Annotated in this window: 11 protein-coding genes, 1 other RNA gene and 4 pseudogenes; 7 read left to right on the forward strand and 9 right to left on the reverse strand. The window is 38.2% G+C overall.

The annotated features are described in order from the left end of the window. Positions 1-21 precede the first annotated feature (21 nt). Positions 22-420: a DoxX family protein gene (locus tag BQ5796_RS13655; RefSeq protein WP_071460719.1), complete on the reverse strand. Its 399-nt coding sequence runs from the start codon at positions 418-420 to the stop codon at positions 22-24. Between the two features lie 499 nt (positions 421-919). On the opposite strand from BQ5796_RS13655, the pseudogene istA reads away from it, so the two are divergent. After that, positions 920-2460 (forward strand): annotated as a pseudogene (istA, locus tag BQ5796_RS13660) (IS21 family transposase). Continuing rightward, positions 2457-3210: pseudogene (istB, locus tag BQ5796_RS13665) on the forward strand (IS21-like element helper ATPase IstB). Before istA ends, istB begins: the two co-directional pseudogenes overlap by 4 nt. Here istB and BQ5796_RS17470 read toward each other — a convergent pair. From BQ5796_RS17470 to BQ5796_RS13685, 5 genes and pseudogenes are all read right to left on the reverse strand, one after another. Beyond that, positions 3142-3411: a hypothetical protein gene (locus BQ5796_RS17470; RefSeq protein ID WP_074033976.1), complete on the reverse strand. Its 270-nt coding sequence runs from the start codon at positions 3409-3411 to the stop codon at positions 3142-3144. The pseudogene istB and the gene BQ5796_RS17470 overlap by 69 nt on opposite strands. Before the next feature lie 23 nt (positions 3412-3434). Beyond that, positions 3435-3710 (reverse strand): annotated as a pseudogene (locus BQ5796_RS18855) (HNH endonuclease); the annotation flags it as partial. A gap of 138 nt (positions 3711-3848) precedes the next feature. After that, positions 3849-4400, reverse strand: a complete 552-nt coding sequence (locus BQ5796_RS13675; RefSeq protein WP_071460721.1) for an SUKH-4 family immunity protein — start codon at positions 4398-4400, stop codon at positions 3849-3851. A 12-nt stretch (positions 4401-4412) separates the two neighbouring features. Further along, positions 4413-6311: a hypothetical protein gene (locus BQ5796_RS18485; protein ID WP_234969346.1), complete on the reverse strand. Its 1899-nt coding sequence runs from the start codon at positions 6309-6311 to the stop codon at positions 4413-4415. A 55-nt stretch (positions 6312-6366) separates the two neighbouring features. After that, positions 6367-6867, reverse strand: a complete 501-nt coding sequence (locus tag BQ5796_RS13685) for a DUF4176 domain-containing protein (RefSeq protein WP_141769940.1) — start codon at positions 6865-6867, stop codon at positions 6367-6369. Between the two features lie 403 nt (positions 6868-7270). Between BQ5796_RS13685 and BQ5796_RS13690 the strand changes: the two genes are divergently transcribed. Continuing rightward, positions 7271-7876: a helix-turn-helix domain-containing protein gene (locus BQ5796_RS13690; protein ID WP_071460723.1), complete on the forward strand. Its 606-nt coding sequence runs from the start codon at positions 7271-7273 to the stop codon at positions 7874-7876. A gap of 52 nt (positions 7877-7928) precedes the next feature. On the opposite strand, the pseudogene BQ5796_RS18860 reads toward BQ5796_RS13690, so the two are convergent. After that, positions 7929-8086: pseudogene (locus BQ5796_RS18860) on the reverse strand (IS4 family transposase); the annotation flags it as partial. An 809-nt stretch (positions 8087-8895) separates the two neighbouring features. On the opposite strand from BQ5796_RS18860, the gene BQ5796_RS13695 reads away from it, so the two are divergent. The 4 genes from BQ5796_RS13695 (at position 8896) to BQ5796_RS18705 (ending at position 10503) form a co-directional block, all read left to right on the forward strand. Further along, on the forward strand, positions 8896-9144 hold the full coding sequence (locus BQ5796_RS13695; protein ID WP_071460724.1) for a hypothetical protein: 249 nt from the start codon (positions 8896-8898) through the stop codon (positions 9142-9144). 160 nt (positions 9145-9304) lie between these two features. Further along, on the forward strand, positions 9305-9547 hold the full coding sequence (locus BQ5796_RS18490) for an Arm DNA-binding domain-containing protein (protein WP_234969347.1): 243 nt from the start codon (positions 9305-9307) through the stop codon (positions 9545-9547). A 105-nt stretch (positions 9548-9652) separates the two neighbouring features. Beyond that, positions 9653-10165 carry a site-specific integrase gene (locus BQ5796_RS18700; RefSeq protein WP_428839304.1) on the forward strand — a complete coding sequence of 171 codons (513 nt, stop codon included), beginning with the start codon at positions 9653-9655 and terminating at the stop codon, positions 10163-10165. After that, a complete protein-coding gene (locus BQ5796_RS18705; protein WP_282956865.1) occupies positions 10135-10503 on the forward strand; it encodes a tyrosine-type recombinase/integrase in 369 nt (122 codons plus the stop codon). Before BQ5796_RS18700 ends, BQ5796_RS18705 begins: the two co-directional genes overlap by 31 nt. Before the next feature lie 90 nt (positions 10504-10593). Here the strand turns inward: BQ5796_RS18705 and ssrA are convergent. Both ssrA and smpB read right to left on the reverse strand, forming a co-directional pair. Then, positions 10594-10953: a transfer-messenger RNA gene (gene ssrA / locus BQ5796_RS13705) on the reverse strand. Between the two features lie 134 nt (positions 10954-11087). Further along, positions 11088-11555 carry an SsrA-binding protein SmpB gene (gene smpB / locus BQ5796_RS13710; protein WP_071460725.1) on the reverse strand — a complete coding sequence of 156 codons (468 nt, stop codon included), beginning with the start codon at positions 11553-11555 and terminating at the stop codon, positions 11088-11090. Between the last annotated feature and the right edge of the window lie 121 nt (positions 11556-11676).

Genomic DNA, 11676 nt, shown 5'->3' on the forward strand with positions numbered 1-11676 from the left:
CCTCCTGTTCGTTAGAGAAGTTTAGAATAAAAACGCATCTATCGAATATTTTCCAGGTCCGATTAGAGCAATGCCTATCGCTACTGCAATCAGAGTCAAGTTAAATTCATATCCATTTGATGTCGCCCATAAACCATTTGGAGCGTGTACCTTAACAATTGCCATGATCATAACGCCTGCAATCACTATTCCTGCAAGTGGCGTTAATAACCCTAAAGCAAACAGAATTCCTCCCGATAGTTCCGCTAAGCCAGCAAGGAGAGCCATTGTCACTCCGGGTTTCATTCCCATAGACTCAAACCAGCCACCAGTTCCTTTCAATCCATAACCACCGAACCAACCAAACAGTTTTTGAGCTCCGTGACCAATGAACAAAATACCAATTACCATACGAATGATTAATACTCCAAGATCCATCATTATTATTTCCTCCTAAATTTTATTTTATCTCGGATTCGAGATATCTTGTTAAAAAAAAATAATTCCTTCATAAAACACAGCGAATCATTTTATCTTTAATTAAAGAATATTGAATTCGAGATAATATTATTACTAATTTTACTTTTTGTCAATAACTTTTTCTTCTCCTTTACATTACGACAATTTCTATCCATTTAATTGTATGTATTTCACAAGTAAAAATTGAGCCACTAAGGCTGAATATTTTCTAACCACTCTTTTGTATCTAATATTCGATAAGATGGTCCAATCATATCTACCATGTATGCTCTATGAGTGAGTCTGTCGGTTAGAGCTACTGTTAATACTGGATTATAGAATACTGTAACTGCTAGACTAAAGTGAACAGTTTTTGCTAGATAAGAATGAACACTTTTCATCCCAAATAACCTCAGTTACGCTATGATGATATTTTTAACATAGTGTTTGATGGAGGTATGGAAAGGTGGAAAAATTAGCAATGTATTTAGAAGTAAATCAACTTAGGGAAAGAGGTTTTAAGATAGCAGCAATTTCCAAGAAATTAGGAATATCGAGAAATACAGTTTATCGATATTTGGATATGTCATTCAATGAGGCAACAGATTGGGTCTCTACCTTGAAGACTAGAAGTAAAAAATTAGATCCCTATCGGGATATAATTCTAATCTGGCTAAAGGAGCATCCAGATCTCTCTTCAGCACAAATTGAAGATTGGTTGAAGGAAAAGGTACCGACAATCAAGGTTGGTAGCAGCACTTTAAGAAGTTATGTTAGTGAATTGAGGGATACTTACCATATACCAAAAGTGATTCGTATACGTGATCATGAAGCTGTAGAAGAACTCCCGATGGGGATGCAGGTGCAGGTGGACTGGGGAGAAACGAAAGTTAAAACATCTCTGAACAGTGAAGTTAAACTATACTTTATCTCGTTTGTTCTTTCGCATTCTAGATATAAATATGTTGAATGGCAAGATAGACTGTTTACCACAAGAGACACTATCCGATGCCATGAAAGTACCTTCCATTACTTTGGAGAATGCCAGAAGAAATCGTATATGACCAAGACCACTTAATTACAGTGAGCGAAAATGCTGGGGATATCATTTTTACAGGAGACTTTCAGGCATATAAACAGGAACGAAGTTTCAGGGTTTACCTGTGTCGGAAATCAGACCCTCAAACTAAAGGGAAAATTGAAAATGTAGTCAAATTTGTCAAAGGAAGCTTTGCCAAGAACAGAGTATTCTTTAACTTGGAAAGCTGGAATGAGAAATGTCTTGCCTGGCTAGAAAGGACAGGCAATCAAATTGTACATAATACTACAAAAAAAAGACCGGCAGAAGTGCACGCCCTGGAAAAGCAACACTTAAGACCAGTCTCCTCACTGCTCTCTTTCGAGAGCGACCTAAGTAACAGTATAACAAGAGCGGTCCATAAGGACAATGTCATTAAATACAAATCAAACCGATACTCCCTGCCGCTAGGAACATACCGACCCAGGGGAAATAATACAGTTTATGTTGAAGTAAGAGAAAGCGAACTGATTATCAGAGCAACTTCAAAAGGTGAAATTCTTGCCCGTCATCGGTTAGCTCTTGGAAAAGGAGAATTAATCAAGAACCGAAACCATGGAAGAGACCGTTCAAAAGGGCTCGACGCTTTCAAAGAAACAGTTATACGGCAATTGTCCAATCCTGAAGAAGCAAAGCAATTCATCCATGAGGTTGGCGTAAAACATCCAAGGTATATGAGAGACCAACTTTAAATTATCCAACATACGATTAGCCAATATAGACATGGCATTGATGAAGCCATTACCAAGTGCATTAGAGATCATCGTTGGAGTGCTAATGATCTTTGTGACATCGCTCAACACTTTCATAGATTAACAGAAAACGAATTATCCCCAACCCCTTCATTGCAAGAAATAAAGATAGTTACCCCCGCAATAAAAGCCACTGCACAAACAAGAGATCTTACTACTTATGTAGAGATTATGGGAGGGCTCAAAAAATGACAGGAACAGTTCAGCATCTTCAAGAAAACCTCCGCCATCTTCGGATGGCGGAAACAGCAAATGAGTTACCCACATTACTACGCAATGCAGAAAAACATTCGTGGACATATCTTGAATTTGTACAAGAAATACTATCCTTTGAATTGAAGCGACGGGAGGAGAAAAACAGAGAAAAGAGGTTGAGAAAGGCCAAATTTCCTTATTATAAGACACTCAATGAATTCAAAATTGCGGAACAGCAATCTTTAAGCACCCGTCAAATCGAGCAGCTTAAAGAGCTAACTTGGCTTGAACAGTAATACAACATGATCCTTCTAGGTCCACCAGGAGTTGGCAAAACTCATATTGCGATTGGGCTAACAAAACGGATATAAAGTCTCCTTTTATAGCATGGGAGAACTAATAAATATCCTCAAATCCCAGGAGTACCTGCGTAAATCCCAGCTCCAGCTTAAAGCTATAAAAGAAGCAGACCTAATCATCATTGATGACCTCATGTATATGGCAATGGATCAACGGGAGGCCAATTTATTCTTTCACTTAATCAATGACCTATATGAACGAAGTTCAATCATCCTTACATCTAACAAAGGGCCTGAAGAATGGGGAGAATTGATGGGAGACAAAGGAATAACAACCGCTATTTTGGACCGGTTGCTTCATAAAGTTGAAGTCATTCATTTAAACGGGGAAAGTTATAGAATTAAAAATAGAAAAACAATTTTTGACGCAAAAAGTGTTCAAACTTAATGAGCAAAAAGTGTTCAAAACTACTTGACGGTTACATGGTGTTGACTCTAAAAAATCATCTCTTAGCCATCCTTCAAATTCATAATGTAAATACTTTACCTTTCCTGATATACCCTCTGTTGCAATATCGTCTTCTGTTCCATAAATGGTATATTCACCATGACCACCTGATACTTCTGGTTCTAAAAAATATAATATCATAAGTTACTCCCCCTCCCACATATTTACCTTTTCACTGGTGGATTAAAATTCTCACCATATTTCTTATCTAACTCTATCATATAATTTATTACTTCTTCTTTTGTAGGATTTGGATTATTTCTATAAAATCTATTCCAATCCCTTCTTCCGAAATCTTTATTGATTTTGATTGATACAAGTTGCATTGTTTTAACATCATTTAATTCATGCCAAGTATATTTTTTATCTTCTCGCCAATCGGCTATATCTTCTGCTGTCCATTTTTGATCAGGTGTACTCCACTTCTTAGCCAATACTTCATCTGCAGTCGAAAAATTTGATTTTCTATCATTGTTTCTTTAGTAAAAAGCAAAAGCGCCTGTTGCCATTAAACGACAACAAGCGCTAAAGAATTATTAACATCAATACAACAAAGCTGCAGCTTTTGAAAAAATTAATTACTCATATAAATTCTCAATTTCCGCAAACCAAAAACTTCCTTTTGCCATACACTTATAGTCAATTCGCTCAAACTCTTCTCTTAACCAGTTTATCACAAATTCCGGAATGTCATTATCAATATAGGCATCCTCACCATTAACCTCTATTGCCTTATCAATCATTTTTGAATATGCTAATAAGCACTCGACAAACTGCGGTAAAGAGGAGTTAATAAATACCTCTTTATAATTATCACCATTATTAAGAAACACTATATTTTCTAGGTTCTCAATTATGCATATCGGATCACCAGAACCTGTGGAACCTAAAAACCAATATTCCTGAAAATCTTCCGGCATATTTAACGCCTTGGTAACTCGGCTTAAAATTGCTTGCGACGAGGTAAACTCTAAATATGGTGGAGGAGTTTCAGGTAAGCCCCCAATTGACAAAAATCTCTTAACTTCATCTGAAAAAAGCGCACCCTCCAAATCTTGATCATTAAATTTAATTAATGGTCCATCCTTAACAACATCCCATTTATCATTAAATTCCTCTGGTAATATCATCTTCTCACCTTCTTAATTTTTAATGAAAGTTTCAAGTCTGTTTGCTATTTCATCATCTATCCCAGTAATTCCCCAATCTTTTTCAATATTGTGGATACCTCCATATCCAGGATGCAAACTCTTAGGCAATGCTACTGCTTGACCACCTTCTCCAATATGGTGATGTCTCATTGGATCTTTCAAATACTCATTATACTGAGGAAAATGCTTTACAAATTGTTCATCTACTATTGGAACTCTACCTCTCTTTATCAAAGCAGTGTTATCTATACTCCAAAACTCTGGATTACTTTTTAGTAATGTATTAAAGAACTTTTTAGCATTTCTTTCCCATCCCGCAGCATTAGTTCCTGAGTTGGATTTCCCCTTAAAGTTCATCTCAACAACAAGTCTGGGATCTATTAAATAATTTCCATCATAGTTCGTAAGGTCTCTACCTTTATATCCTCTAATGCTATCATATTTGCCGTCATTACTCCATTTGGGAGTAGTAAAATCCCTCCCTTTATCTTCTGCCTTTGCCTTACCCCCACCCTCAACCCGATCCACAACCTTCGCAAACTGCGAAAACTGGTCGTTGATGGTTTTGGTTTTGAGGCCGTAGATGGTGATGTTGTTGAAGCCTGTAGAGACGACTTGCTTCTCGATACCTACAGGAATCTTCAAGCCTCCAAGGGCACGGCCTACTTGTGCTAGTTCGCTTCTGGCTTTGGAAAGGGCACCTTGGACAAATTTATTGCTGAATGGTGCCTTTACGGCCTTTGTAAATTGACTTGTTGCACTACTAATTTGGCCTGAGACACGGTTCTTGAGGCCTTCGAATGCCTTGTTACCACCGAAAAGATTATCTATATTTGCTTTTATATTACCAGAAAAGCCCTTCGTTTTTGAAGCAGGAACCTTGCCGGCGACCTTTGCGACCTTTCCGAGTTTCCCGACAACCCCCGCGACAGGGATAAATGATGGGGCTGCATTACCTACCAGGTAGGCAATACCTTCTTTTTCATACGTGTCGGAGAACGATTGTCCGATGGCCTCAAATACGCCTTCCGGATCTTTGATTGCCTGCATGGCCGCACTTGCATACTTATCAATCGTGGCATCTGCTTCTTTTTTCAAGAAATCAGGTTCAATTGGATCTGGGATTTGGGAAGAAGCCGCAATGACAATGCCATCTTTGACTAGGATAAGGATACCGCCAATGAGACCAACCAGCCCTTTGAAAATCCCCTTCAACAATCCGCCTAAAACTTCTCCGGTTACTTCAAGTACGTCTCCAACTCCTTCCCAGAAGTTTGTATACTTATTTTTGAGATTGGCTGCTTTATCGCTAAAAGCATCATCCGTATTCTCAAATTCAATGACCTTCGTTTTATGAATTCGGTACAATTCATCCATTTTGTTATGAAAACGAGTCTGGGAAAACAGTATCCTTGAGCGAATTCTATCCAGCTTTAACTCATTGCTTTTACTCTTTGCCTTATCTTCATCAGTTGGATTATCGATTATTGCGGCTAAGAAGGAAGGAGACCGGTAAGTAGCCATAAGCGCATCTTGCATATTCATTACGATAGAGTCTCTGATTTGATCAAGGTTATAGGCAATATCATTCCGGTCTACCCGCATCATCGCATTCCTAGAAAGCGGGGATATATAGGCAGTTGTTCGCTCCACATAATTTTCAAACAGATTAGTAAGATCTTTTATTTGCTTGCGGTAGTTTTTGATTTCCCGCTTGATTTTTCGCACCTGGTCTTCCCATGCCTCGACACTTTCCCCCTCGTTCAGGGAAATGAAAGCATTGATTTTTTCAAGGGAGGCTTCCATCTTGTCCAGCGCATTTTTATAGGTGTGAAGCTGTTCGATAATGTTGTCAAGAATGCCATAATTGATCTGCAGGTCGCGCTTCATTTCGCTCCCCCCTTGATTTTACTGCTGATTTTCTCGTCCGTTTCCTTCATCTGCTTTATGAGCATAACACCGGCATCATTACCCCGGCGTATGGAAAATAAGAATGGTAGCTTTCTGGGGCGACGTAGCGGGCGGTGATGACCACCTTCACCGCTGATTCAATGGACGGATCTGGTTGAAAGTAGCGCGGATCGAGTTCGACTACGGAACCAAGAGGCAAAAAGGGCCGCATGATTTCCGTGCAGCTTGCCAAATAATCCGCGAACAGCTCGCGCTCGAGCGCAAACTCCTTGCCAAGGAAGGAAACGGAATGTATACCAGCACCGCTCCGGTAAAAAATATCAACATCCTGACTGAAGAGCTCCAAACTATCCATGTCCTGACGAAACGCCTCAAGCAGATTTTCAAAAACACTCAAATCATCGAGGAACATGCTGGTGAACTCCTTGATTACCGGCCAGTACTCCAAAGGCACTTCTTTATCTGATTCGTATAAAATGTGATGGACCCTTTCCATTGCCATTGCTTTTAGTTGTTGTTGATGCTTTTCGCTCATCTTCATCCCCACTCTTTTCCTATAAATATAGCTGCCTGCCTAATAAATTGTTAGTTCATTCCAGTTTATTTTACGAAGCTAGGGTACTAGTATTCAAGTATGACAGGGTAATATTGGGAAAAATAAGAAAAAGGACCCATTAACAGTCCTCACTTTCTTGATTTCTAATCTGATGTATTTATGTATATTAACTCATCACTCCAGGATTATAGCATCCATAAATAGTCAAGGCAGGCTTTAAATAAAGCCCAATTCCCTCCAACAAATAAATCTCCTTTTTGCTAGGACATTCTTAGTAAAATAGAACGAAAATTTCAAAAATCTGCAAGGTCAATATATTGGCCTTGATTATATACCTAGCTTTTAGCAATACTTAATACAAACAATCGAAGGGGGAAACTTCATGGATGAACCGTTATATCTGAATCTACTTAAAAATAGAATGAAGGAGCTAGGAATTACTGATGAAGAGCTCGCCGGAAAGACTAATTTATCTATTTCAACAATAAAGTACTTTAAATCCGATCCTCAATGGAACATCAGATTAGACAGTTTAATAAAGATATTAATCGCAACAAAAACTCCATTTCACGAGATGATAAAGATGCCAAATTACATACAATATCAGATTGAATTGGCTAGTAAGGAGTTGCTCAAAAAAGAATTGCACAAAAATCCTAGTTCGAGTAAAATCCCCTATTTCACAAAAGAAAACACTCATTTACTACAAAGCCTATTTAAACAAGCTGAGATCCCTGTCACTATAAACCCCTATAATTTTTTAAAAAGTATAAACTTATCAACAGTGCAATCCGGAGTTCCGATAGTATTACACATGAATTTGGCAGTATATCCAGACACAAAATCATGTATAACTATCCTAAATAGTTTTATTGCAGTAAATACTTACTACAATAATCTTGAAACAGTAATGGTAGATTGCATTGATATTATAGAAAGATTTATCTCAGAGATGGGAATTAAGAAGCTTCAATATATTAGTTTATGAAGAGGAAAATGAATTTTCTGACATAGAAACACCTACAGAGGACTGTATAAATTTCGCAGAGTGAAATTGGCAAATAGCTTTAATATATCTAGGAAGGCCATCACTGCATTGTTAGAGTTGATTTTCGATTAGTTTTTTGATTCGGCTGTTTGTCTGTTTCAAGACATCTTGAAGAAGTTCAATCAACTACTGAAGCGCGACAGCCCAATCCGTTCAAGGTACAGCCAGTTTCAAAAGTAGCAAACCATTCGCTTTCTTGTTACGGTTACGAACTTAGACCATCTTAACAGTAACCCCACTAGCTATGACGGTGTGTAAGTGGGCTCCCACATTACTCTACTCGGCTTTCTATTCATTGATGACCTTTTTTCATTCCTTTGAAGCTCCCATCAATATCTTCTGAACAATAAGAGCCTATCGTTGGCGATCCGATTGATCAGTTCCTTTTATGATATATAAGGAATCGTTCATGTCATTCTGTGCAGTAACAACACACTTGTCTGAGAATGTATTTATAACCCATTATCAGATATAAATTACAGTAGTTTTTTCAAATGGCTAACTTTACCCATATGTCATTACGCCTTACAGCAAATCAAACAATTTTTAACAATCTTCCATTATTTTTTTATAGTTTTTGTTATTGACAATTGATCTTTTCATAATTTAGACTATATCTTAATCGAAAGACATACTATATTTTTATGTTATTTCAAATATACCTTCTGGGAAAGACGGGCTAATACCGCTCGCGTATAAGACACGAGTACTGAATATTCCACTAGTCGCTGTAGTTAATGGCTCCTCGAATAGTTCTTGTACTCTTATGATTAGTTGCAAATTCACATTCGATAAACGCGCAACCATAGATATGCGCATAAGAGAATAACAATGATACTGTTAGCAACAGCTGTCAGTTCTTGTTTGTATGGCACTAGATGCCGTTTCTTATGGGATATCTGTTGGGTTGCTTTTTTTATTTTAAAAAAGGCTATTTATCTTAGGAGGAGGACATTTATATGAAAATCGAGTTAGGCATGCCGGATATGGAAGATACAATTAAAGTAATTGTTCTAGGATCTGTTAAACAAGCTATGCAACAATTCCAAGAACAACTTAATGCAAAGGAACGGATGACACTAAAGGAAGGCGCGCAGTATGCGGGAGTAAGTATAAATACATTTAAGAAATTCATGCTGGAAGGTCTTAAAGTGAGCAGACCTGGTTCTGCTAGCGTTCAATTGGTTTCCCATAAGACCGCTTCTTAGAATCACGAAGTTACTAAGATACAAATAGTCTTTTAAAAATTATGAGGTAAGATGGAAGTAGATTTACATAAGCACATAAGACTACCCCTGTACTCTATTATGTTTATGTGAATCTCTTCCTTAAAATCTTGCCCCCGCAAGCTGACAGGAGGAAAACTTAATGACAAAGAAAAAAACCACATCAATTGAGAGCTATAAATTAAAAAATGGAAAGAAGCTTTACCGATTTAAAGTATATCTTGGCATTGATCCATTAACAGGCAAAGAAATAAGAACAACAAGGAGCAAGTATAAAACTAAGAAAGAAGCTGAACTCGCTTTAGCTAGAATTAAATTGGAGATTGCTAATGGAACATTCAAGAAACAACGAGCAGAAACGTATAAGGATGTGTATGATTTATGAATTAAACAATATGAACAAAGTGTAGAGGAGAGTACGTTTGTAAAAACAACAGGGATATTCCGTAATCACATTTTACCCGCCCTAGGATTATACAAAATTGAAAAAATGAATATTGACGTGTGTCAACGTCATGTAAATGAATGGGCTATCAAATTAAAAAAAGCACGCATCGTCAAATCTTACGCTGCTGGAGTGTTGGATTTTGCAATTAAACACGGATACCTTTGTGGTAATAATCCTTTTAACCTAGTCGATATCTCAAAACGAAAAAAGCGATTGGCAACTGTTGTTGATAAGAAGTCTAGTAACTACTATACAAAAGAACAATTAAGGTATTTTTTAGAGTGTTTAAAGCAAGAAAATGATTATAAGCGATTTACTTTCTTTCATCTATTGGCTCATACTGGAATTCGTAAAGGCGAAGCATTTGCTTTAACATGGGATGATGTAGACTTCAAAAATAAAGAACTTCTCATTACAAAAGCAATCTCACGTGGAAAACAAGGTAGATTGTACATTAAATTACCAAAAACCGGTGATGTACGTACGATTAAAATGTATGAAGAAACGATGGATGTATTATCTAATTGGGAAAAAAACAAAAAGAAGAACTCTTAATTTCTGGTTATAACTCGTTACAACCAGAACAACTTATCTTTAGTAATAAAAATAACGATTACATTCAGCCATCAAAAACGAGCCAATGGATCTCAAAACTTCAAAATAAATATAGTATTCCTAAAGTATCTACTCATGGATTACGTCATACGCATTGTACTCTTCTTTTCGAAGCAGGAGCAACAATTAAGGAAGTACAAGATCGTTTAGGCCAATTCAGATGCACGAACAACTTTGAATATCTACGCTCAGGTTTCAAAAAATGCAAAAGAAGAAGCTGTGTTAAAATACGGCAACTATCAAAATTTTTAACTACGATTTTAACTACGACTAGGTGATAACGAGTGACATTATATGAGGAGAATAAAGACGGAAATCCTTGATTAACAAGGCACAAAACAACAAAAAAACCACCAATACAATATGTATGGTGGAGACGGTGGGAGTCGAACCCACGTCCAGAAGCATCGGCACTTAAGCTTCTACGAGTGTAGTCGACATATTTGCGATTCGCTGATCCTTATGCCTGTCGACAGGCGTCCGGCCAGCTAGTCTGGTTGTTCTCTTCCTTCATCCTCAGACGGTGGAATCCGGCGTAGCCCACTAAGTTTGAGTCCGCTACCCTACCACATGGGCGATGGAGGGGCGAACCGCTATAGGCCTATTAGGCAGCTAGAGCGAAAGAGTTTTGTTGTTTGCCAGTTATAGGCTTTGACGTTTTAACGAGGCCGATCCCCTCGACTCGCAACCTAAGCTCGAACTACCCCTGTCGAATCCGTAACGTCCCCGTATAGTATAAACAGGCGTTAGGAGACCCGGTGTCCGGGCTAAGCTGTTTGTCACTGCTGTGACATTTATTATTATAACATATTGGCATTGGTTTTCAACTGGTAACCCTTGCCGTGGTACATACAACCTGCTGCTACATTTTTTGACGGTCGCGGAAAGCACGCTCGATATCGCGTTTTGCTTCTTTCTTTTTCAAGTCTTCGCGCTTGTCATAGTTCTTTTTCCCTTTTGCAAGACCTAACAGGATTTTTGCAAAGCCATTTTTCAGGTAAAGCTTGAGTGGAACGAGCGCGTAGCCTGTTTCCTTTGTTTCCCCGATAAGCTTGCTGATCTCCCGGTTGTGGAGAAGGAGCTTCCTTGTCCTAAGCGGATCATGGTTGTATCGGTTACCTTGCTCGTATGGACTAATATGCATGCTGTACAGCCATACTTCTCCATTCTGAATGCGGGCATAAGAATCCTTCAAATTGACCCTGCCTGCGCGAATCGCTTTGATTTCCGTACCCTGCAGGACGATCCCCGATTCGTATGTGTCTTCAATGAAATAATCATGGTAGGCTTTTTTGTTTTGGGCGATTGTCTTTCCTGCGCCTTTTGGCATTGTATCTCCCCTACTTTCTCTCTACTGTTTCTCTATTCTAGCAAAAATGGCCGCAGGGATAAAGCGGTGTGTTAATTGAAATGCGCTTTAACGCACTGCCGTAGTGGGGGACAGGCACCCT

Source organism: Bacillus massilinigeriensis (assembly GCF_900111815.1).
Lineage (GTDB): Bacteria > Bacillota > Bacilli > Bacillales > Cytobacillaceae > Mesobacillus_C > Mesobacillus_C mediterraneensis.